20 protein-coding genes and 1 pseudogene are annotated in these 20,926 nt (G+C 67.4%); 9 read left to right on the top strand and 12 right to left on the bottom strand.

Annotation, left to right across the window (positions count from 1 at the left end; translation table 11 throughout):
- Positions 1-101: 101 nt before the first annotated feature.
- Both DIE15_RS22895 and DIE15_RS22890 read right to left on the bottom strand, forming a co-directional pair.
- Complete coding sequence (locus DIE15_RS22895; protein WP_057926003.1) at positions 102-860, bottom strand: SDR family oxidoreductase; 759 nt, start codon at positions 858-860, stop codon at positions 102-104.
- A gap of 75 nt (positions 861-935) precedes the next feature.
- A complete protein-coding gene (locus tag DIE15_RS22890; RefSeq protein WP_124834421.1) occupies positions 936-2,375 on the bottom strand; it encodes an aldehyde dehydrogenase family protein in 1,440 nt (479 codons plus the stop codon).
- 291 nt (positions 2,376-2,666) lie between these two features.
- On the opposite strand from DIE15_RS22890, the gene ppa reads away from it, so the two are divergent.
- Positions 2,667-3,194 (top strand): inorganic diphosphatase, encoded by a 528-nt coding sequence (ppa, locus tag DIE15_RS22885; RefSeq protein WP_011885693.1) that lies wholly within the window; start codon positions 2,667-2,669, stop codon positions 3,192-3,194.
- A gap of 55 nt (positions 3,195-3,249) precedes the next feature.
- On the opposite strand, the gene DIE15_RS22880 is transcribed toward ppa, so the two are convergent.
- Positions 3,250-4,119 (bottom strand): GIY-YIG nuclease family protein, encoded by an 870-nt coding sequence (locus DIE15_RS22880; protein WP_124834420.1) that lies wholly within the window; start codon positions 4,117-4,119, stop codon positions 3,250-3,252.
- An 80-nt stretch (positions 4,120-4,199) separates the two neighbouring features.
- A complete protein-coding gene (locus DIE15_RS22875) occupies positions 4,200-5,375 on the bottom strand; it encodes a GNAT family N-acetyltransferase (protein WP_124834419.1) in 1,176 nt (391 codons plus the stop codon).
- Positions 5,376-5,484: 109 nt separating this feature from the next.
- Between DIE15_RS22875 and DIE15_RS22870 the strand changes: the two genes are divergently transcribed.
- A complete protein-coding gene (locus DIE15_RS22870) occupies positions 5,485-7,203 on the top strand; it encodes an NAD+ synthase (protein ID WP_124834418.1) in 1,719 nt (572 codons plus the stop codon).
- Positions 7,204-7,286: 83 nt separating this feature from the next.
- Entirely contained in the window at positions 7,287-7,625 is a 339-nt protein-coding gene (locus DIE15_RS22865) for a P-II family nitrogen regulator (RefSeq protein ID WP_006398637.1), read from the top strand.
- Positions 7,626-7,783: 158 nt separating this feature from the next.
- Here the strand turns inward: DIE15_RS22865 and DIE15_RS22860 are convergent, their stop codons facing one another.
- On the bottom strand, positions 7,784-8,869 hold the full coding sequence (locus tag DIE15_RS22860; RefSeq protein WP_057926207.1) for a porin: 1,086 nt from the start codon (positions 8,867-8,869) through the stop codon (positions 7,784-7,786).
- A gap of 571 nt (positions 8,870-9,440) precedes the next feature.
- Positions 9,441-10,367 (bottom strand): LysR family transcriptional regulator, encoded by a 927-nt coding sequence (locus tag DIE15_RS22855; RefSeq protein ID WP_124834417.1) that lies wholly within the window; start codon positions 10,365-10,367, stop codon positions 9,441-9,443.
- A 139-nt stretch (positions 10,368-10,506) separates the two neighbouring features.
- Between DIE15_RS22855 and DIE15_RS22850 the strand changes: the two genes are divergently transcribed.
- Positions 10,507-11,004 carry a GNAT family N-acetyltransferase gene (locus DIE15_RS22850; protein ID WP_124834416.1) on the top strand — a complete coding sequence of 166 codons (498 nt, stop codon included), beginning with the start codon at positions 10,507-10,509 and terminating at the stop codon, positions 11,002-11,004.
- Positions 11,005-11,059: 55 nt separating this feature from the next.
- Here DIE15_RS22850 and DIE15_RS22845 read toward each other — a convergent pair whose 3' ends face one another.
- The 4 genes from DIE15_RS22845 to DIE15_RS22830 form a co-directional block, all read right to left on the bottom strand.
- Positions 11,060-11,839, bottom strand: a complete 780-nt coding sequence (locus DIE15_RS22845; protein ID WP_057925998.1) for an ABC transporter ATP-binding protein — start codon at positions 11,837-11,839, stop codon at positions 11,060-11,062.
- Positions 11,840-11,855: 16 nt separating this feature from the next.
- Positions 11,856-12,569, bottom strand: a complete 714-nt coding sequence (locus DIE15_RS22840) for an ABC transporter permease (RefSeq protein WP_057925997.1) — start codon at positions 12,567-12,569, stop codon at positions 11,856-11,858.
- Entirely contained in the window at positions 12,566-13,255 is a 690-nt protein-coding gene (locus tag DIE15_RS22835) for an ABC transporter permease (protein ID WP_057925996.1), read from the bottom strand. The genes DIE15_RS22840 and DIE15_RS22835 overlap by 4 nt, the downstream gene beginning before the upstream one ends.
- Positions 13,256-13,482: 227 nt before the next feature.
- Entirely contained in the window at positions 13,483-14,259 is a 777-nt protein-coding gene (locus tag DIE15_RS22830; protein WP_124834415.1) for an ABC transporter substrate-binding protein, read from the bottom strand.
- Positions 14,260-14,618: 359 nt separating this feature from the next.
- Between DIE15_RS22830 and DIE15_RS22825 the strand changes: the two genes are divergently transcribed.
- Positions 14,619-15,317, top strand: a complete 699-nt coding sequence (locus DIE15_RS22825) for a pirin family protein (protein ID WP_124834414.1) — start codon at positions 14,619-14,621, stop codon at positions 15,315-15,317.
- A gap of 70 nt (positions 15,318-15,387) precedes the next feature.
- Here DIE15_RS22825 and DIE15_RS22820 read toward each other — a convergent pair whose 3' ends face one another.
- Entirely contained in the window at positions 15,388-15,939 is a 552-nt protein-coding gene (locus DIE15_RS22820; protein ID WP_057925993.1) for a Spy/CpxP family protein refolding chaperone, read from the bottom strand.
- Between the two features lie 226 nt (positions 15,940-16,165).
- On the opposite strand from DIE15_RS22820, the gene DIE15_RS22815 reads away from it, so the two are divergent.
- Complete coding sequence (locus tag DIE15_RS22815) at positions 16,166-16,891, top strand: response regulator (protein WP_006493394.1); 726 nt, start codon at positions 16,166-16,168, stop codon at positions 16,889-16,891.
- Entirely contained in the window at positions 16,875-18,191 is a 1,317-nt protein-coding gene (locus DIE15_RS22810; RefSeq protein WP_057925992.1) for an ATP-binding protein, read from the top strand. Before DIE15_RS22815 ends, DIE15_RS22810 begins: the two co-directional genes overlap by 17 nt.
- Positions 18,192-18,231: 40 nt before the next feature.
- On the opposite strand, the gene DIE15_RS22805 is transcribed toward DIE15_RS22810, so the two are convergent.
- Positions 18,232-18,498: a hypothetical protein gene (locus DIE15_RS22805; protein ID WP_027786765.1), complete on the bottom strand. Its 267-nt coding sequence runs from the start codon at positions 18,496-18,498 to the stop codon at positions 18,232-18,234.
- Positions 18,499-19,000: 502 nt separating this feature from the next.
- Between DIE15_RS22805 and DIE15_RS22800 the strand changes: the two genes are divergently transcribed.
- A complete protein-coding gene (locus tag DIE15_RS22800; protein ID WP_057925991.1) occupies positions 19,001-20,758 on the top strand; it encodes an ABC transporter permease subunit in 1,758 nt (585 codons plus the stop codon).
- 22 nt (positions 20,759-20,780) lie between these two features.
- Positions 20,781-20,926: pseudogene (locus DIE15_RS22795) on the top strand (ABC transporter ATP-binding protein); the annotation flags it as partial.

Below are 20,926 nucleotides of genomic sequence, written 5' to 3'. Positions count from 1 at the left end.
GCGGATGCGCAGGCGCCCGATCCGGTGTCGTGCGAGCAATGCCGATGCGTGGATGCGGCGCCGGCCGGCGATGCCGGCGCGGCGCGATTGCGGTCGTGCGGCTAGATGCAGCGCCCGCCGTCGACTTCGAGGCAGACGCCGGTGATGAACTCGGCGTCGTCGGATGCGAGGTAAAGGGCCGCGTTCGCGATGTCCTGCGGCGTCGAGAAGCGGCCGAGCGGAATCGTCGCCAGGAACCGTCGGCGATTCTCCGGCGTGTCCTCGCAGCCCATGAACTCGGTCATCAGGCCCGTCTCGCCGAGCACCGGGTTGATGCAGTTCACGCGGATCCGGTCGGCGCCGAGCTCGGCCGCGAGCGACTTGCTCGCGGTGATCATCGCGCCCTTCGTGCTGTTGTACCAGACGAGGCCCGGGCGCGGCCGCACGCCGGCCGTCGACGCGACGTTCACGAACACGCCGCCGCCCTGCGAGCGGAAATACGGAACGAAGGTCTGCACGCTCCAGAACAGGCTCTTCATGTTGACGGCGTACACGCGATCGAACTCGGCTTCCGTCACGTCGAGCACCGGCTTGTTGCGGTGCGTGGTGCCCGCGTTGTTCACGACGATCTGCACCGAATGGAAATCGTCGAGCGCGGCCTGTAGCAGCGCGCGCCAGTCGGCGTCCTTCGACACGTCGCCCGCGACCGCGATCGCCTTGCCGCCTGCCAGCGCGATCTCGCTCGCGACGCGCTCGGCCGCCGCGCCGTTCAGATCGTTGACGACGACGTTCGCGCCTTCGCGCGCATAGGTCTTCGCGATGCCTTCGCCGAAGCCCGAACCGCCGCCCGTGACGATGGCCGTCTTGCCGCTCAACCGCATGGTGTGTCTCCTGTGTTGGAAGAGTGCATGGTGTTTCGGCGCGCGGCCGGCGGTTGCCGGCCGGGTTCGCCTGGTTCAGCCGTGCCGGATCGCGATCGTCTTCAGCGCGGTGAAGCCGTACAGCGCCTCGAAGCCTTTCTCGCGGCCGTGGCCCGAGTGGCCGACGCCGCCGAACGGCAGCTCGACGCCGCCGCCCGCGCCGTAATTGTTGATGAACACCTGCCCTGCGCGCAGGCGCCGCGCGAGACGCAGCTGGCGAGCGCCGTCGCGGGTCCAGATGCCCGCGACGAGGCCGTACGGTGTGCCGTTCGCGAGCGCGACCGCTTCGTCTTCGTCGACGAACCGCATCGCGGCGAGCACCGGGCCGAACACTTCTTCCTGCGCGAGCCGGTGCGACGGCGGCACGTCGCGCAGCAGCGCGGGCGCCTGGTAGAAGCCGCTCTCGGGCGCATCGGCGACGACCTGGCCGTGCGCGGCCATCGGAATGCCGTCGTGCTGCGCGTCGGACAGGAAATCCCACACGCGCTGCTGCTGCTTCGCGTTGATCAGCGGGCCGCAGTCGAGATCCGCGCGGCTCGGGCCGACCCGCAGCCCGTTGAAGGCGGTGGCGAGCCGTTCGACGAGCGGCTCGTAGACCGCGCGTTCGATCAGCACGCGGCTGCCGGCCGAGCAGGTCTGCCCGCCGTTCTGCACGATCGCCGACACGAGCACGGGCAGCGCCGCTTCGAGGTCGGCGTCGGCGAACACGATCTGCGGCGACTTGCCGCCGAGCTCGAGCGTGACGGGCACGTGGTTCTCGGCGGCCATCTGCGTGACCAGCTTGCCGGTCGCGGGCGAGCCCGTAAACGAGATGTGGTCGATGCCGGGATGGCGCGCGAGCGCGGCGCCCGCTTCATGGCCGTAGCCGGTGACGATATTCAGCGCACCGGCCGGCAGCCCGGCTTCGGCGGCCAGCTCGGCGACGCGCAGCACCGACAGGCATGCATCCTCGGCCGGCTTCACGACGCATGCGTTGCCCGCCGCGAGCGCCGCGCCGACGCTGCGCCCGAAGATCTGCATCGGGTAGTTCCACGGCACGATGTGGCCGGTGACGCCGTGCGGCTCGCGCACGGTCAGCACCGTATAGCCGGCCTGATAGGGGAGGGTCTCGCCGTGCAGCTTGTCGGCGGCGCCCGCGTAGAACTCGAAGTAGCGTGCGAGCGCGGCGTCGTCGGCGCGCGCCTGCTTCAGCGGTTTGCCGGTGTCGCGCGCCTCGATCGTCGCGAGTTCCTCGAGATGGTCGGCGATGCGCGCCGACAGCCGCATCAGCACGCGACCGCGCTCGGCGGCGCTCGCCGCGCCCCACGGGCCTGCGAATGCGTCGCGGGCCGCGGCGACCGCGCGCTCGATGTCGGGCGCCGTGCCGCGTGCGATCGTCGCGAACGGCTGGCCGTCGGAGGGATCGACGACCGGGATCGTCTCCAGTTGCACGGGCAACGTCCATTCGCCCGCGATGAAGTGCTTCGCTTCTTCCATGCCTGCTCCTGTCGACCCCGAGTTAGCGCTTTAGCGCTTACTCGGGTCCCATGCTTCGCGGTCGACCCCGAGTTAGCGCTTTAGCGCTTACTCGGGTCCCATGCTTCGCGGTCGACATGCAACGTCGCCCGTGGTTCGGTGGCCGGACATCCGGAACGATTATCGCGCCGATCGTCATCCGGACGCCACCGGTCGATTGGCTATAATGGCGCATTCCCTGCGGGGACGCCCGCGGCGGTGCATCGGCGCGGGTGCCCTGTCCCGAATTCCCATCGACCAACAGAGAGCGCTATGAGCTTCAATCATGTTCCGGCCGGCAAGGACCTGCCGCACGATTTCAACGTGATCATCGAGATCCCCGCGCAGAGCGATCCGGTGAAGTACGAGGCAGACAAGGAGCTGGGTCTCCTCGTCGTCGACCGCTTCATCGGTACCGGCATGCGCTACCCGGTGAACTACGGCTACATTCCGCAGACGCTGTCGGGCGACGGCGATCCGGTCGACGTGCTGGTGATCACGCCGTTCCCGCTGCTGGCCGGCTCGATCGTGCGTTCGCGCGTGCTTGGCATGCTGCAGATGACCGACGAATCGGGCGTCGACGCGAAGCTCGTCGCCGTCCCGCACGATAAGGTCTGCCCGATGACGGCGAACCTGAAGTCGATCGACGACGTGCCCGAATACCTGAAGGATCAGATCAAGCACTTCTTCGAGCAGTACAAGGCGCTCGAGAAGGGCAAGTGGGTGAAGGTCGAAGGCTGGGCCGGCATCGATGCCGCGCACAAGGAAATTGCCGACGGCGCCGCGAACTACAAGAAGTAAGCCGGCTGGCCGGCCTCGCGCCGGTTCGTTCGGAACGGAAACCGCGCGTGTCTCCTCAGGAGGCCGCGCGGTTTTGTTTTGTGCGCGGTGCGGCGCGTGCGGCGGCTTTCTTTCGAGCGGGGGCGGGCAGGGCGGCAGCGCGCGGTGCGGACTTCGCCCATTTCGCGCCGGTTGCGCGGCGTGGAGCGGCGACGCTCGCCGCTGCGGCGTCGACGGCTTCGACGGCTTCGACGGCGCCCTTGCTTGTCGATGCTCGGCCGCGCGCCGGTGCGGAAGTGGTGTCGGTGCGTCCGGCCGTAACGGACTTCCCGCCTGGAGCCGGTGTTTTCCGTTGCGGCGCCGCGTTCGTGGCCGACTTGCCGCGCGATGCGGTCTTCTTCACTTCGGCAGCATCGCTGGTCCTTGCACGCTTGCTGGCGGGCGCGGCCTTGGCCTTCGCCGGCGCCTGCTGCGCGGCTTGTCCCGACTTCATGGTCCTGGCCGATCCGGACGCTTTCCCGTCGCGACCGGACTTCGCGGCTTTCCTGACGGGCCGTTCCGTTTCGGCAGGCTGCGTCGCATCGTCGGCGGGTTTTTCCTTCCCCTTCGTCTTCTTCCGCCCGCGCGAGCCGCCCTGCGCGCCGGTCGCCTCCACACTCCCGTCGATCGACATGCCGGCCGGCAACACCGACTCGAGCGTCCGGATCCCGGCCGCCAGCTCGCGCTTCTGCGCGGCCGTGAGCCGCTTCACCCAGTACTCGGCACGCGATGCGATCGACCGGTCGGGCAGCGGGAACGACGCGAGCACCGCGCGCGGCTTGCGCGAGCGCGTATAGCGCGCGCCCTTGCCGGATGCGTGCTCGTCGAAGCGCGCGGCGACGTCGGTCGTGATCCCCGTGTAGACGCTATCGTCGGCGCACTCGATCAGATACAGAAACCAGGACATGGGAAGGCGGCGGGATGCGAAGCCGCCAGTGTCTCAGAAATGGCGGCGGCCGCCGCGAAAGACGCGATGCGCGAGCGTCGTCACGTGCTGCGCCGGAACGGGTCGTGCTCGCGCAACTCGTCGACGTACGCGTGGATATGCTCGGTCTCGCGTGCGAGAAAGTGCGCGACCGCATCGGAGAACGCCGGATGCGCGAGCCAGTGCGCGGAATGCGTGACGGTCGGCAGGAAGCCGCGCGCGAGCTTGTGTTCGCCCTGCGCGCCGCCCTCGAACGTGTCGAGCCCGGCTTCGATGCAGAACTCGAGCAGCTGGTAGTACGCCGTTTCGAAATGCAGGCAGGGCACGTGTTCGAGTGCACCCCAGTAGCGGCCGTACAGCGTGCCGCCGCCGTTTGCGCCGCGCCGGTAGACGGCGAGCGAGCTCGCGATCGGCTGGCCGTCGGCTTCGGCGATCACGAGCAGCAGGTTCTCCGGCATCGTCGCGCCGATCGTGCGGAAGAAGTCGAGATTCAGGTACGGGCTCGAATAGTGCTCGCGGTAGGTCTGCCGGTAGCAGCGCGAGAAGAAGCGCCAGTCGGCATCGGTGATCCGGTCGCCGGTGAGCCGCCGGAACGTGACGCCGGCATCGCGCACCTTGCGCCGTTCCGCGCGGATGTTCTTGCGCTTCTTCTGCTCGAGCGTGCCGAGGAAGTCGTCGAAGTCGCGGTAGCCGTCGTTGAGCCAGTGGAACTGCACGCCTTCGCGCAGCATCATCCCCATCGATTCGAGCAGCCGCGCTTCGTCGCCAGTCGGGAACAGCACGTGCAGCGACGACACGTCGCTCTGCTCGGCGAACGCGAGCAGCGTCGCCGCGAGCCGGCGACGCGCGTCGTCGTCGGCCGCGAGGAGGCGCGTGCCCTGCACGGGCGTGAACGGCACGGCGCACAGCAGCTTCGGGTAGTAGGACAGGCCGTTGCGCTGATACGCGTCGGCCCATGCCCAGTCGAACACGTATTCGCCGTACGAATGCTGCTTCGCATAGACGGGGGCGGCCGCCGCGAGCCGGCCCGTGCGCGCATCGGCCAGCGTGACGAAGTGCGGCGACCAGCCGGTATCGTCGACCGCGCAGCGCGCGACGTGCAGCGCGTCGAGGAATTCGTGGCGCAGGAACGGTGTCGGCTGCGCGTCGAGCTCGAGCAGCGCGTTCCATTCGTCGGCCGGCACCTCGGCGGGGGACGACAGGATGCCCGTGCGATAATCGATGCGTTCGTGTTTCAAGCGTGAATCCGTACTGTTGGATGCCGCCGGATGCGTGCCGTCGTGGCCCGCGTCCGGGGCGATTTCGTCAGCCGTTCAGGGCGTGCCGCCGGGCTGCGCCGATCCCGTCATGAAGACCCGACTCGCTCTCGCCCAGATCAATGTCACCGTCGGCGATTTCGCCGGCAACGTCGCGCGGATCGTCGCGGCCGCTCGCGCCGCGCACAACGATGGTGCGCAGCTGATGATCGCCCCCGAACTCGCTCTGTCCGGCTATCCGCCGGAAGACCTGCTGCTGCGGCCTGCGTTCTACACGGCGGCGGCCGCCGCGCTCGACGCGCTCGCCGATGCGCTGCGCGCGTTCGACGGGCTCGCGGTGCTGGTCGGCCATCCGTTGCGCGGTGCGGGCAGCAGCGCTGCCGGCGATGCGCACGCGCCAGCCGTCGATGGTAATGCAAACCGCCCGATCGAGCGCGGCGTGCCGCCGACCGACACCTACAACGCGGTGTCGCTGATCGTCGGCGGCGAGATCGTCGGCACCTACCGCAAGCAGGACCTGCCGAATGCCGACGTGTTCGACGAGAAACGCTATTTCGCGACCGACACCCAACCGCTCGTGTTCGAGCTGAACGGCGTGAAATTCGGCGTGATCATCTGCGAGGACGCATGGCATGCGTCGGCCGCGCAGATCGCGAAGGCCGCGGGCGCGCAGGTGCTGCTGATCCCGAACGGGTCGCCGTACCACATGAACAAGGAAGCGCTGCGCATCGACATCCTGCGCGCGCGGATCCGCGAAACCGGGCTGCCGATGGTGTACGTGAACCTCGTCGGCGGGCAGGACGAACTCGTGTTCGACGGCGGCTCGTTCGTGCTCGATGCGCAGGGCACGCTCGTCGCCAGGATGCCGCAGTTCGACGAAGGGCACGCGATCGTCGAATTCGACGGGGCGTGCCCGCTGCCCGGCGCGATCGCGCCCGAGCTGCCGGTCGACGCGCAGGTCTATCGCGCGCTCGTGACCGGCGTGCGCGACTATATCGGCAAGAACGGCTTTCCCGGCGTGCTGATCGGGCTGTCGGGCGGCGTCGATTCGGCGCTGGTGCTCGCGGTCGCATGCGACGCGCTCGGGCCCGAACGCGTGCGCGCGGTGATGATGCCGTCGCGCTACACGGCCGACATCTCGACCACCGACGCGGCGGAAATGGCGCGGCGCGTCGGCGTGCAATACGACGAGATCGCGATCGCGCCGATGTTCGACGCGTTCCGGGCGGCGCTCGCGGGCGAATTCGCGGGCCGCGCGGAGGACGCGACGGAAGAGAACATCCAGGCGCGCATCCGCGGCACGCTGCTGATGGCGTTGTCGAACAAGTTCGGCTCGATCGTGCTGACGACCGGCAACAAGAGCGAGATGGCGGTCGGCTACTGCACGCTGTACGGCGACATGGCCGGCGGCTTCGCGGTGATCAAGGACATCGCGAAAACGCTGGTCTACCGGCTGTGCCGCTATCGCAATGCGAGCGCCGACTATGGGCTGCGCGACGTGATCCCCGAGCGGATCCTGACACGCGCGCCGTCGGCCGAGTTGCGCGAGAACCAGACGGACCAGGACAGCCTGCCGCCATACGACGTGCTCGACGCGATCATGCGGATGTACATGGAGGAGGACCGGCCGCTCGCGGAGATCGTCGCGGCCGGGTATGCGGAGGCCGACGTCGCACGCGTGACGCGGCTCATCAAGATCAACGAATACAAGCGCCGCCAGGCGCCGATCGGCATTCGCGTCACGCATCGCGCGTTCGGGCGCGACTGGCGCTATCCGATCACGTCACGCTTTACCGAACGTCTCGACTGAGCCGTGCTGGGCCGTACGCGACCGGCCGGCTTACAATCGGGATCGCGATTTTGCATCCAAACGAGCATTGAGGGACAACCATCATGAAACGCATCACCGCCATCATCAAGCCGTTCAAGCTGGACGAAGTCCGCGAAGCGCTCGCCGAAGTCGGCCTCACCGGCCTGACCGTGACGGAAGTGAAGGGCTTCGGCCGCCAGAAGGGGCATACCGAGCTGTACCGCGGCGCCGAATACGTCGTCGATTTCCTGCCGAAGATGAAGATCGAGGTGGTTGTCGCGGAAGCGCAGGTCGACCAGGTGATCGACGCGGTGATCGGCGCGGCGCGCACGGGCAAGATCGGCGACGGCAAGATCTTCGTGTCGGACGTCGAGCGCGTGATCCGCATCCGCACCGGCGAAGAGAACGAAGCGGCGGTCTGAGCGCCGCACCCGGCCGATCCGGTCGGTCGGGCCGGAGTCGCACGATTTCCGCCCGCCAATAAAAAACGGTGCGGATACCCGGATGGGTACCGCACCGATACGCGCCTCTCGCAGCAGCGTGGAAAGTGTTGTCGAATCGTTCTCTGGACGGCGCCTGATCAGAACAGGTGCTGGATGCCGGCGTAGACGCCGGTCTGGCTGCCGCCCGGATGCGGGTTGCCCGTCGACACGGCGGTGCCGGCACCGTTCGCGTTCAGGCCGAAGTTCGCGGTCTTGCTGTTGCGCACCGTCGCGACCTGCACGTCGAACAGCGTGCGCTTCGAGATGTTGTACGAACCGCCGACCGTATAGATGTTCGCGTTGCCGCCGCCGTGGTTCGCGTTCACGTGATAGACGGCCGCGATCAGCGCTGCTGCCGGCGTTGCCTGCCACGTCACGCCGCCCCAGACCTGCTGGGTGCCGGTGATGCCGTTGTTGACGGCCGGGCCGCCGCTGCCGTCCGCGTGCGACGCCTGATAGGCGGCCTGCAGCTTGAACTGGCCGAGGAACACGTTCGCGCCGGCGAAGTATTCACGCGAGTAGTTGAACACGTCGGAGAAGCGGCCGTTGCTGTCGCGCGTCTCGTCGTAGATGCCGCGCAACTGGAACAGCGAGTTCGTGTACGTGATCTGTGCGCCGGCTGCACGACCCGGCTGGCCGGCCGTCGTGTTGCCGTTGAAGCTGGTCGAGTTCGAGAATGCGAACTGGCCGTAGAAGTCGAGGCCGTAGAACTGCGGCGACTGGTACGACACGTTGTTGCTGGTCTTGTTCCAGTTGCGGCCGCGTACCAGCGATGCCGACGACCAGCTCGACTGGCCCAGCGGATCGAAGTCCCACACGCCGTTCGCGATCGCGAGTTCGCGACCCAGCAGCAGCGTACCGTAGTGGTCGTTCGAGATACCGACGGTCGCGAAACGATCCCAGATCGAGCCGCTCGTGCCGAGCCCGCCGTTCATCGTGTTGAACGCGCCTTCCAGGTGGAACAGGACCTTGTTGCCGCCGCCGATGTCTTCGCTGCCCTTCAAGCCCCACAGGCTCGTGCCCCAGTCGCCGCTTTCCGCGCGCACTTGGTGGCCGTTCTGCAGGCCGTTCAGGTACTCAAGGCCGGCATCCAGGCGACCATACAGCGTGACGCTGCTCTGCGCGTGCGCCGTAACCACCCCAGCAGCCATCAGCGCGGCCGCGACCAAAGCTTTCTTCATCATCTCCTCCATATCCTGTCAAAAAGTCAACCCAGACTGCACGAGATGCCCGGAGCGGCGAGCGCCGGGCAAAAGCGAAAAGCGGGATAACCAGGGAGACCTCGTGCAGGGCCGGTAAGCGTGGCACGCGGGCAAGCGGACGGAACACCGTTGAGCGGTCCCGCGCTGCCGGGTCGGCTTGCGGGTCTCCTTGTTGTGTCGTGAAGCTAAACTACATTTCACGAACTTCGTTTTGCTACTTTGGTTACTAATTTAGCAAAAATACAATTTTGTGGCGACGGAAATCGTTGTTTGACTAACACGTGTCGCCAAATTGCCATGCAACAGAGTGCGCAGCGAGTGCCCAAGGCGCAGCCGATTCCGGTAAAACCCTTCTCCGGCAAGGGAGACACGGATTCGGAGGCCGTGGGTCAAGGATTGCCACTATTGACGTTGTCGAAGCGCAAGCGTAGGCGCCGAAGAGGTGAAATTGGTAAGTATTTCGTAATGAATTGGCGGCGATTCACCGTCGCCGGGCCGAGCCCGAAATGCTTGTGCGACAAGGCGCCGTGACCTCCGGGCAAGCGCGCCCGGATCAACCGGGCGCCGGTCGGGCTTCGAGCAGCTGTGCGCGAAGCCACCGGTGCGCGTCGGTGCGTGCGTGCTTCGCGTGCGAGTACACCTTCACCGTGTAGCGCGGGATCTCGAACGGGGCGGGGAAGACGCGGATCGGCGCCGCGTGGCGCAATGCCTGCGCGGCGCGGTTCGGTACTGTCATCAGCAGCGCCGATTCCGCGATCACGAACGGCGCGGCCAGCACGCTCGGCAACTGCACGGCGACCTGCCGCGCGAGGCCGAGCCGGTCGAGCACGTAGTCGACGACGCCGCGCGACTCGTTCCACGGCGTGACGACCACGTGGCGCGCCGCGAGATACTGGTCGAGCGTCAGCCGCCGGCGGATGTCGGGATGCGTGGCGCTCGCGATCACCACGTAGTCGTCCGAGAACCAGTCGAAATCCTCGATGCCCGGCGCGTCGGCGGCCGACTCCTCGTGATAGCCGAGCGCGAAATCGATGCGGCCGGCCGCGAGCTCGTCGATCGAGATCTTTCGGTCGGAGTGCACGACGCGGATCCGCAGACGCGGCGCGACCTGCTCGATGCGCGCGAGCAATGCCGGCAAGACGGCGAACGCCGTGTAGTCGCTCGCGGCGAACACGAACGTGCGGTCGCTTTGCACGGGATCGAAGCGGCGCGCGCGGGCGAGCCCCTTCGACATCGCGTCGAGCGCGTCGCCGGCCCAGGTGGCGATGTCGTCGGCGCGCACGGTCGGCTGCATCTCGTTGCCGAGCCGCACGAACAGCGCATCGCCGATCGCTTCGCGCAGCCGCGCGAGCGCGTGGCTCAGCGCGGACGGGCTCATCGCCAGCTCGTGCGCGGCCGCGGCGACCGACCGGTGCCGGTACAGCGCGTCGAACGCGAGCAGCAGGTTCAGGTCGAGACGGCGCAGGTCTGGATGCATCATGTTCATGTCCGGATGAAGAAACTGCACTTCCTGCAGTTGAACGCTGAACGTAGCATGTCGATCTGAGCGGCGCCACGTGCATTCGCGCGGGCGCCGCAGCATGCCGTTTCCAGTCCGGGCCGAAGGAGGGCTCCCTACCGTGCAAATCGACATCCGTTCCGCCACCGTCGCCGACGTGCCGCAGATCCTGCGTTTCATCACCGAGCTGGCCATCTACGAAAAGGCGGAGCATGAAGTGGTCGCGACGCCCGCGTCGCTCGAGCGCAGCCTGTTCGGCGAAGACACGCCGGCGCGCGCGCTGATCTGCGAGGTCGACGGCGAGCCGGCCGGCTTCGCCGTGTATTTCTTCTCGTATTCGACGTGGCTTGGCCGCCAGGGGCTGTATCTCGAGGACCTGTACGTATCGCCGCGCTTTCGCGGTGCGGGTGCCGGGCTGCGGCTGCTCAAGGCGCTCGCGCGCATCGCGGTGGACACCGGCTGCGGGCGGTTCGAGTGGAGCGTGCTCGACTGGAACGAGCCGGCGATCCGCTTCTACGAAAGCGTCGGCGCGGCACCGCAGAGCGAATGGGTGCGCTACCGGCTCGCGGGCGATGCGCTGCGCGCGTTCGCGGACGGCGCGCCGGTGGACGCCGCGTAAACGCAAAACGGGCGCCGCATGGCGCCCGTTCGCGTGTCGTAACGCGTCGCGCGCGTTACTTGAGGCTGCCCGACAGGAACCCGCGCAGGCGTTCGCTTTTCGGGTTCGCGAACACCTCGGACGGCACGCCTTCTTCCTCGACGCGCCCCTGGTGCAGGAACATCACGTGATTCGACACGTTGCGCGCGAAGCCCATCTCGTGCGTGACGACAATCATCGTGCGACCTTCCTCGGCCAGCTTCTGCATCACCTTCAGCACTTCGCCGACGAGCTCCGGGTCGAGCGCCGACGTCGGCTCGTCGAACAGCATCACGTCCGGATGCATCGCCAGTGCGCGAGCAATGGCCACGCGCTGCTGCTGGCCGCCCGACAGGTGCGACGGATACTGCTTCTCGACGCGCGGCGCGAGGCCGACCTTCTCGAGATATTCGCGCGCGCGATCCTCGGCTTCCTTCTTCGGGATGCCGAGCACGTTGACGGGCGCTTCCATCACGTTCTCGATCACGTTCATGTGCGACCAGAGGTTGAAGTGCTGGAACACCATCGACAGCTTGGTGCGCACGCGCTGCAGCTGCTTCGAATCGGCCGCGCGCAGCGCGCCCGTCTTGTCGGGGGTAGTGCGCACTTCCTCGCCGTCGACGACGATGCGGCCCGCGTTCGGCTGCTCGAGGAAGTTGATACAGCGCAGCATCGTGCTCTTGCCGGAACCGGACGAGCCGATCACGCTGATCACGTCGCCCGAGTTCGCCTTCAGCGACACGCCCTTGAGCACCTCGTTGTCGCCGTACCGCTTGTGCAGATCGTCGACGAAAAGCTTCTGAGTCTGGGAATTCATATAGTCCTGCGAAAACTTACTTGCCTTGCGGGCGCAGATACGCGAGCCAGCGACGCTCGGCCTGGCGGAACAGCCATACGAGCGTGAACGAGATCACGAGGTAGAGCAGGGCGGCGATGCCGAACGCATGGAACGACATGTAGGTCGCCGAGTTCACGTCGCGGGCGATCTTCAGGATGTCCGGCACGGTCGCGGTGAACGCAACGGTGGTCGCGTGCAGCATCAGGATCACTTCGTTGCTGTACAGCGGCAGCGCGCGGCGCAGCGCCGACGGCAGGATCACGCGGCGATACATCGTGAACGTGGACATCCCGTACGCGCGCGCGGCCTCGATTTCGCCGTACGACGTCGCCTTGATCGCGCCCGCGAAGATCTCGGTGGTGTACGCGCAGGTGTTCAGCGTGAACGCCAGCAGCGTGCAGTGCATCCCGTCGCGGAAGAACGCGTCGAGCAGCGGCGTGCCGCGCACGACCTGCAGGCTGTAGAGGCCGGTGTAGCAGAGCAGCAGCTGCACGTAGAGCGGCGTGCCGCGGAACACGTACGTGTAGAGCCACACGGCACCCGACAGCCACTTCTTCTTCGACACGCGGGCTACCGCGAGCGGCACCGACAGGCAGAAGCCGAGGCCGATCGACACGACCAGCAGCCACAGCGTGATCGCGACGCCGGTGATCCGGAAGCCGTCGGTGTAGAGATAGTTGCGCCAGTATTCTTGGATGAGTTCGATCATAGGTCAGCCTTGCGGACACCGGTCGAGTAGCGCTTTTCGAGCCACATCAGCACGAAGTTCGAGATCGTCGTGATGGCGAGGTAGACCGCACCGGCGATCAGCGTGAAGAAGAAGAACCGCAGCGTGCCCTTGCCGGCGTCCTGCGACGCCTTCACGACGTCCGCGAGGCCGATGATCGACACGAGCGCGGTCGACTTCACGAGCACCTGCCAGTTGTTGCCGATGCCCGGCAGCGCGAAGCGCATCATCTGCGGGAACATGATCCGCGTGAACACCTGCCAGTTGGTCATCCCGTACGCGCTGCCGGCCTCGAGCTGGCCGCGCGGCACCGACAGGAACGCGCCGCGGAAGGTCTCGGTGAAGTACGCGCCGTAGATGAAGCCGAGCACGAGTACGCCGGCGAGGAACGGGTCGATGTCGATCTGGTCCCAGCCGAGCGCGTCGGTCGCGGAGTTCAGCCAGATCTGCAGGCTGTAGAACAGCAGCAGCATCAGCACGAGGTCGGGCACGCCGCGGATCAACGTCGTGTAGACGGTGCCGACGCCGTTCGTGAAGCGGTTGCGCGACAGCTTCGCACCCGCGCCGAGCAGGCCGAGCAGGAACGACAGCGCGAGCGAAAGCACCGCCAGTTTGACGGTTTGCCAGGTGCCTGCGAGGATCAGCGGGCCGTAGCCTTCTAGAAACATATGTGGTCCCTGGTGTGGTCCCTGAGGGCGCACGCGGTGCGCCGCGAAAGACGCGCCCGCCAAGTTGCGCGGAACGCCCCGTGCATATCATGACCGTCCGCCCCGGCAACGGTGCCGGGCCAGCCCGTCGCGCGAGCGGCGGGCGAGGGGGCGGGCGGCGTGTGGTTGACTGCCTGTACCGCCGGACGCGGGGCTGCCCCGCATCCGTTTCCCGTCATTGTCGGCGCTCAGCGAGCCGAGTAGACGCTGAACGAGAAATACTTGTGCGACAGCCGGTCGTACGTGCCGTCCTTGTGCATGTCGGCCAGCGCCTTGTTGATCTTGAGCTTCAGGTCCGTGTCTTCCTTGTGCAGGCCGATCGCGGTGCCGTCGCCAATCGTCTTCGGATCCTTCACTTCCGGCCCGGCGAACGCGAAGCCCTTGCCGCGCGGCGTGCGCAGGAAGCCGTAGTCGGCCTGCAGTTCATCCTGCAGCGTCGCGTCGAGGCGGCCCGAGCCGAGATCGGCATAGACCTGGTCCTGGTTCTGGTAAGGAATGATCGTCACGCCTTGCGGTTCCCAGTACGCCTTCGCGTAGGATTCCTGCGTCGAGCCCTGTTCGACGCCGACGTGCTTGCCCTTGAGCGACGCGACCGTCGGCAGCAGCGGCGAGCCGGCCTTCGCGATCATCCGTGCGGGTGCGTCGTATACCTTGTCGGAGAAGTCGATCTGCTCGCGGCGCTTGTCCGTGACGGTCAGCGACGACACGATGACGTCGTACTTTTTCGCCTTCAGCGCGGGAATGATCCCGTCGAGATCCTGCGCGACCCACACGCACTTCACGTTGATCCGCTTGCAGATTTCCTTGGTGAGATCGACGTCGAAACCGACGATCTCGCCGCTCGGCGCGGTCGACTCGAACGGCGGGTAGCTGGCATCGACACCGATCCGCACGGTCTTCCACTCTTTCGCGAAGGCGCTGCCCGCCACGAGGGCGAGGGCGGCGCACAGGGCGGCCTTCTTCATTTCCATCCTTTTGTCGCTCACTTCCGGGAGACGCTCGCGGCCGGTCGGGCCGGGCGTATTCTAGACGGCCAAAATTCGTGTTTCGGCGCCCTGGCAACGGCGCTCGCCGGACGGGCGAACGCCAAAAGGGCGGTATTTTACCCGAACGCGATACCCGGAAAACGGCAATCCGGCGCGACCGATCGATTCCTCGAACCGGGCGTTGCGACAATCGCGGTATTCGCAACGAGTATTGCGTCGATTGGGTTCGTGGGCGCAACGATGCGGTGCGCGGGCGCCGGATTGTGGCGCGCCCGGCGCGCCTCTACAGTGCAGGTAAACCCCGAGAAAGAAGATCTGCCTGCCGGAGTGCCCGCCCCATGTTCCAGATTCGCCGCGCCGCCGACCGCTGCCACACGCATCAGGGCTGGCTCGAGTCGAGCCACAGCTTTCCGCTTGCCGGCCATGCCGGGGCCGCGCCTGCGCCGCTCGGTGCGCTGCGTGTGCTGAGCGAGGACCGGATCGCGCCGACGCGCGGTTTCGGGATGCAGGCGCGCCGCGACGTCGAAATCGTCACCTACGTGCTGGACGGCGCGCTCGCGCATCGCGACAGCCTCGGCAACGGCGCGATCGTGCGCGCCGGCGGCGTCCAGCGGATGAGCGCCGGCACGGGGCTCATGCACAGCGAAACCAATGCGTCGCGCGACCGGGCGCTGCATCTGCTGCAGATCTGGTTGCAGCCGGCCGAGCGCGGTGGGCGGCCCGGCTATGCGCAGCGGCGTTTCGCCGACGACGAGAGGCGCGGCCGCCTGCGGCTCGTCGCAGCGCCGGACGGGGACGACGGCGCGTTGTCGATCCGTGCGGACGCGCGGATCTTCGCGGGGCTGATCGACGGCGACGAGGAGGCGACCTTCGGCGTGCCGGCCGGACGCGGCACGTACGTGCATGTGGCCCGCGGCGAGGTGGAGGTCAACGGCCACGCGCTGGCCGCGGGCGACGGCGCGCGCATCGCGGGTGCGGACGCGGTCGCGTTCGCACGCGGCCGGGCGGCCGAGGTGCTGCTGTTCGACGTCGCCTGAAATGAAACAGGGGACGCGGGCCGGATGCCCGCGTCCCCCGTGATGCCGCCCGGCGAGGCGGCCTGCCGGCTTACTGCGCCGGCGCCGACGCGCCCTTGGCCGCGCGGTGCTGCTGCCAGCGTTCCTTCATCTTCTCGTGACGCTGTTCCATCCTCGCGAACTGCTGCTTCAGTGCGGTGCTGACCGTCGTCTTCTGCTGGTCGTTCAGCCCGTTGTAGAACGCGAGCCAGGCGGCCGAGCTCTGCTCGCGCAGCTGCGCATTCTGCTGCTCGGCCTGCTGGCGGGCGGCGTGCATCGCGTTCAGGTCGAGGATCGGCTGGTTCTGCTGCGCCTTGAACTGCTCGCGCATCTGCTCGTGGCTCTTGCGCATCGCTTCATGGTTCTGCTTCATCGTATTGACGGCCGTCTGCCATTGCTGTTCCTGCGACGCGTTGAGCTTCAGCTGGTCGTGCAGCTTCATGATCGCGCCGAACGGGCCGCCGTCATGGCTGCCGTGCATGTGGTGCATGCCGGGGCCGCCCGGCGGCGGCATGTCGTTGGGTTGCGCCGCATGCGCGGTGCCGAATGCGAGAGCGAGCACGGTGGCGGCCGCAATGGCCACGCGGGAAGTCTTCTTATACATTTCAGAAACTCCTTGTATCCAAAAGGTCCGGCGATGCGGTGCGCGGGGTGATCCGTGTGCCGCATCCGGTAAGACGCAGGTTAGCGGCGCGTGCTCCGGCCGGTGTTACGCGGGGAGGCGGCCGGGTTACGGCGCATTACAGTTCCCTTGCGCCGTAACCCGCAGTAACCCTTTCGTCCCTTTGTATCGTTCTGCGACTCCGCGCTCGCGCGGTAAACTTCGAGCCATGACTACCCAGATCCTCATCGTCGACGACGACCAAGAACTCCGAGACCTGCTGCGCGACTATCTCGTGCGCCAGGGGATGGAAGTGTCCGTGCTGCACGACGCGGCGACGCTCGAGAAGCGCCTCGAGCGCGAGCGGCCCGACCTGATCGTGCTGGACCTGATGATGCCGGGCGTGGACGGCCTGACCGCGCTGCGCCAGCTGCGCGCGGCCGGCGACGACATCCCCGTGATCATGCTGACCGCGCGCGCGGACGATGTTGACCGCATCGTCGGGCTCGAGCTCGGCGCGGACGACTACCTCGGCAAGCCGTTCAACCCGCGCGAGCTGCTCGCGCGCGTGCAGGCCGTGCTGCGCCGCCGTCGCGCGACGCCGTCGGCGGCTGCGCCCGAGCAGCGCGAGCCGTTCGCGTTTGGCCGCTTCCTGCTCGACTTCCAGGCGCGCACGCTGTCGGTCGACGGCAAGCCCGCGACGCTGTCGAGCAGCGAATTCGCGCTGCTGAAGATCTTCGTGAACCATGCGCTGCGCACGCTCACGCGCGAGCGGCTGCTCGAGCTGCTGCACGGGCCCGAGTACGACGGCACCGACCGCGGCATCGACGTCCAGGTGTGGCGCCTGCGCCGCATCCTGGAAACGGACCCGTCGACGCCGCGCTTCATCCAGACGGTCCGCGGGCGCGGCTACGTGTTCGTGCCCGACGGCGAGGCCCATGCGCAAACCCATTGATTCACTGTTCGGGCGGCTGGCGCTGCTCGTCATCGGCGTCCTGCTCCTGTCGCACTTCGCGTGGTTTTTCGCGATGCGCCTGGAGCGCAGCCAGATGCAGACGCGTTACGCGGTCGAGGAGGCCGCGTTCCTCGTCGACGCGGTGCGCCAGCACGTCGAGCGCACGCCCGATCAGCCGCTGCCGTCGCGGGTGCGGCTCGTGTCGCCGGACAGTCCCGACGTGCCGAAGGGCGCCGAGACGAACCTGCCGGCGCCGCTCAAGCGTTTTCGCGACGACGTGAGCGACCGGATGCCGGCCGGCACTCAGGTCGAGATCGGCGCGCCGGGCCATCCGCCGGTGCTGTGGGTCAAGGAGCCGACCGACCGCAACTGGATCGTGGTGCCGGTCCAGCCGCTGCGCCCGCCGCGCTCGCTCGACCGAATGCTGCTGTGGCTCGGCACGATCTTCTCGGCCGGCGTGATCGCCGCGCTGTTCGCGGCCTGGCAACTGCAGCAGCCGCTGCGCTCGCTGGCGCGTGCGGTCGCGCGCTTCGGCCGCGGCCAGCCGGTGCCGCCGGTGCGCGAGCGCGGCCCGCGCGAGCTGCGCCAGCTCACGCACGGCTTCAACCAGATGGTGGAACAGGTGTCGCAGGCCGAAAACGATCGCGCGGTGATGCTGGCCGGCGTCGCGCACGACCTGCGCACGCCGCTCGCGCGGATGCGCCTGCGCGCTGAAATGATGGACGACGCGCGGCTGCGCGACGGCGTGGTGCGCGATGTCGACTCGATGTCGCACATCGTCGACCAATTCCTCGTGTTTGCGCACGGCGGGGCGGACCGCAGCGAGCCCGTGCCGGTCGACCAGACCTGCGAGCGGATCGCGCGCAGCTATCGTGCGGTCGCACCGAACGCGCCGACGGTCCAGACGCATCTCGCGGCCGACGAAGGCTTCCGCCTGCCGACCGCGACGCTCGACCGGATCCTGTCGAACCTGCTGGACAATGCGCATGCATACGGCGCGCCGCCCGTGCTGGTCGAGACGGCGCGTACGCCGACCGGTTACGTGCTGGCGGTCAGCGACAGTGGCGGCGGGATTGCGCCGCGCGACCTGGCGGCCGCGACGCGGCCGTTCGTGCGGCTCGACCCCGCGCGCGGCGGGAACGGCCACAGCGGGCTGGGGCTCGCGATCGTCGAGCGGCTCGTGCTGAGGCTGGGCGGGGCGTGCGAGATCGGCAACCGTCCCGAGGGCGGCCTGCGCGTGGCGATGACGTTCCCGTTCGACGTGGTGCCGAAGGACGAACTTCACGCACAGGCCGCGTAAGCGGCGCGTGCGGCGCCTGCCGGGCAGGCGCCGCGCGGCATCATTCGCCGAACAGCGTGCCGAGCGTCTCGGCGGCGTTGCTGTCGATGGTGTTGTAGGTCACGCTCGTGGCCTCGAAGATATAGACGGTCGTATAGCGGCCGAGGCGCTCCAGGATTTCCTCCTGCAGCGATTCCGGCACGACGTTCATGTTCAGGTACCACGCCGTCGACGACAGGCGGGTCTGGAACGACCCGTACTCCTGCATCAGCTCGTAGAACGCATCGGCGTCCTGATCGCGGCAGACGATCACCAAGTTTCCTGCCATTCCCTTCCTCCCGCTGGTCGGTCGATCCCCGGGGGCTGTTTGTCGGCAGACCCCGGGGGCTAGCCCCGATCATACCTGCTTCGCCGCAATCGTCCGCTGACGTCCGGCATGGTTTGCGCCCGTATGCGGCTGGCGGGTTCCCGGCCGGCCCGGATCACGGCATAATTCGGGGCCTGCACGCCGGCCGAACGACTGCGGCCGGGCTTGCTCCGCACCGCGCCCGCCGTCCGCCCGCGCGCCGGGCACGATCCGTGCACCGCCCACGCGTCGCGCGGCGCCGCACCGGCCCCGGACGGTTGAGCCTGAAATACAGGTTGGTGTAGTGTCGTGCCGTCGCGGTTCGACTCGCCGCGCCGGGCCGCAGCTTGCACGCACGGCGTATCGCGCCGGCGTGAGATCGTGAATCAATCGAATTACCGCGTCGAATTACCGCGCCCGTGCGCTTTGCCATGAATCAACATCGTCTGCCGGCTTCGTTCGGCCTTACCGGGGAGGGCGCCTGATGGACGTCGGATTCTTCAATCCGAACCGGACCGCCAACGCGTCCGCGTGGCGCGTCCTGCCGAACCGGTGGGATTTCATCGCGTTTCCGCTGATCATCTGCCTGATCGCGATGGCGGTCGTCGGCTTTCATGAAACGATGGCGCCGATCGGGACCCTTCAGACCCAGAAGATCTCGCTCGATCCGTCGAACCTGCCCGAATACGCGTTGCGCACCACGCTGCGGATGCTCGCCGCGATGGTCGCGTCGCTCGCGTTCACGCTGGTCTACGGCACGCTCGCCGCGAAAAGCCGCCGCGCCGGCATGGTGCTGATCCCGATCCTCGACATCCTGCAGTCGGTGCCGGTGCTCGGCTTCATCTCGTTTACGGTCACGTTCTTCCTCGCGCTGTTCCCGAGCCGCGTGCTCGGCGCCGAGCTCGCCGCGATCTTCGCGATCTTCACGAGCCAGGCGTGGAACATGACGTTCAGCTTCTACCAGTCGCTGCGCACGGTGCCGCGCGACCTGGACGAAGTGTCGCGCGGCTTTCACCTGACGTCGTGGCAGCGCTTCTGGAAGCTCGAGGTGCCGTTCTCGATGCCCGGGCTGATCTGGAACATGATGATGTCGATGTCGGGCGGCTGGTTCTTCGTCGTCGCATCGGAGGCCATTACCGTCGGCAACCAGACGATCACGCTGCCGGGGATCGGCGCGTATCTCGCGCAAGCGATCTCGGACAAGAACTTCGGCGCGATCGGCTGGGTGATCCTCACGATGACGGTCGTGATCCTCGCGTACGACCAGTTCCTGTTCCGCCCGCTGATCGCGTGGGCCGACAAGTTCCGGATGGAGAACACCGCGTCGGGCGATGCGCCGCAATCCTGGCTGCTCGACCTCGTGCGCCGTACGCGCCTGATCCATCAGCTGCTTGTGCCGGCCGGCTGGTTCTTCGCGAAGGCCGCGCGGATTCCGTTGCGCCTGCCGCTGTCGGGCGCGATGCGCTTCACGCTGCCCAAAGTCGAGAAGAAGGCGTCGCGCACGGTCGACATCGCGTGGGCGGCGCTCGTGCTGCTCGGCACAGCCTATATCGTGTGGCGCGTCGTCAGCTTCGTGTCGACCGGCGTGACGATGGCCGAGGTCGGCCATGTGATCATGCTCGGGCTCATCACGCTGCTGCGCGTGGTCGTGCTGATCACGATCGCATCGGTGATCTGGGTGCCGGTCGGCGTGTGGATCGGGCTGCGCCCGAAGCTCGCCGAGAAGCTGCAGCCGCTCGCGCAGTTCCTCGCCGCGTTCCCGGCCAACCTGCTGTTCCCGGTGTTCGTGATCGTGATCGCGCGCTTCCACCTGAACGCAGACATCTGGCTGTCGCCGCTGATTGTGCTCGGCACGCAGTGGTATATCCTGTTCAACGTGATTGCCGGCGCGACGTCCTATCCGAACGATTACCGCGAAGCCGCGACGAATTTCCGGATCCGCGGCTGGCAGTGGTGGCGCCAGGCGATCCTGCCCGGCATCTTCCCGTATTACGTGACCGGCGCGATCACCGCGTCGGGCGGCGCGTGGAACGCGAGCATCGTGTCGGAAGCAGTGCAGTGGGGCACGACCAAGATCGAGGCGCACGGCCTCGGCGCGTATATCGCACAGACCACAGCCGCCGGCGACTTCCCGAAGATCATCCTGGGCATCGCCGTGATGTCCCTGTTCGTTACCCTGTTCAACCGCCTGCTGTGGCGCCCGCTGTATGCCTTCGCCGAAGCGAAGCTGCGGCTCGACTGAGACCGATTGAGAGCGAAACGCGATGCACAATCCGAATGCTGTAAACGCCCCCGTCCAGACGTCCCAGCCGCCGCGCCTCGGCGAGGAAATCCTGCGCGTCGAGCACGTGAACCGCGGCTTCAACAAGACGCAGGGCGAACTGCTCGTGCTCGACGACGCGAACCTGTC

The organism is Burkholderia sp. Bp9031, from assembly GCF_003857965.1.
GTDB classification, from domain to species: Bacteria; Pseudomonadota; Gammaproteobacteria; order Burkholderiales; family Burkholderiaceae; genus Burkholderia; species Burkholderia ambifaria_A.
Note: the sequence above shows the minus strand (reverse complement) of the source record. Positions and strands in the feature narration are given on the sequence as shown.

Coding starts and splice junctions, on each gene's coding strand:
- DIE15_RS22895 (WP_057926003.1), bottom strand. CDS start 860: ATGCGGTTGAGCGGCAAGACGGCCATCGTCACGGGCGGCGGTTCGGGC.
- DIE15_RS22890 (WP_124834421.1), bottom strand. CDS start 2,375: ATGGAAGAAGCGAAGCACTTCATCGCGGGCGAATGGACGTTGCCCGTG.
- ppa (WP_011885693.1), top strand. CDS start 2,667: ATGAGCTTCAATCATGTTCCGGCCGGCAAGGACCTGCCGCACGATTTC.
- DIE15_RS22880 (WP_124834420.1), bottom strand. CDS start 4,119: ATGTCCTGGTTTCTGTATCTGATCGAGTGCGCCGACGATAGCGTCTAC.
- DIE15_RS22870 (WP_124834418.1), top strand. CDS start 5,485: ATGAAGACCCGACTCGCTCTCGCCCAGATCAATGTCACCGTCGGCGAT.
- DIE15_RS22865 (WP_006398637.1), top strand. CDS start 7,287: ATGAAACGCATCACCGCCATCATCAAGCCGTTCAAGCTGGACGAAGTC.
- DIE15_RS22860 (WP_057926207.1), bottom strand. CDS start 8,869: ATGATGAAGAAAGCTTTGGTCGCGGCCGCGCTGATGGCTGCTGGGGTG.
- DIE15_RS22855 (WP_124834417.1), bottom strand. CDS start 10,367: ATGATGCATCCAGACCTGCGCCGTCTCGACCTGAACCTGCTGCTCGCG.
- DIE15_RS22845 (WP_057925998.1), bottom strand. CDS start 11,839: ATGAATTCCCAGACTCAGAAGCTTTTCGTCGACGATCTGCACAAGCGG.
- DIE15_RS22840 (WP_057925997.1), bottom strand. CDS start 12,569: ATGATCGAACTCATCCAAGAATACTGGCGCAACTATCTCTACACCGAC.
- DIE15_RS22835 (WP_057925996.1), bottom strand. CDS start 13,255: ATGTTTCTAGAAGGCTACGGCCCGCTGATCCTCGCAGGCACCTGGCAA.
- DIE15_RS22830 (WP_124834415.1), bottom strand. CDS start 14,259: ATGAAGAAGGCCGCCCTGTGCGCCGCCCTCGCCCTCGTGGCGGGCAGC.
- DIE15_RS22825 (WP_124834414.1), top strand. CDS start 14,619: ATGTTCCAGATTCGCCGCGCCGCCGACCGCTGCCACACGCATCAGGGC.
- DIE15_RS22820 (WP_057925993.1), bottom strand. CDS start 15,939: ATGTATAAGAAGACTTCCCGCGTGGCCATTGCGGCCGCCACCGTGCTC.
- DIE15_RS22815 (WP_006493394.1), top strand. CDS start 16,166: ATGACTACCCAGATCCTCATCGTCGACGACGACCAAGAACTCCGAGAC.
- DIE15_RS22810 (WP_057925992.1), top strand. CDS start 16,875: ATGCGCAAACCCATTGATTCACTGTTCGGGCGGCTGGCGCTGCTCGTC.
- DIE15_RS22805 (WP_027786765.1), bottom strand. CDS start 18,498: ATGGCAGGAAACTTGGTGATCGTCTGCCGCGATCAGGACGCCGATGCG.
- DIE15_RS22800 (WP_057925991.1), top strand. CDS start 19,001: ATGGACGTCGGATTCTTCAATCCGAACCGGACCGCCAACGCGTCCGCG.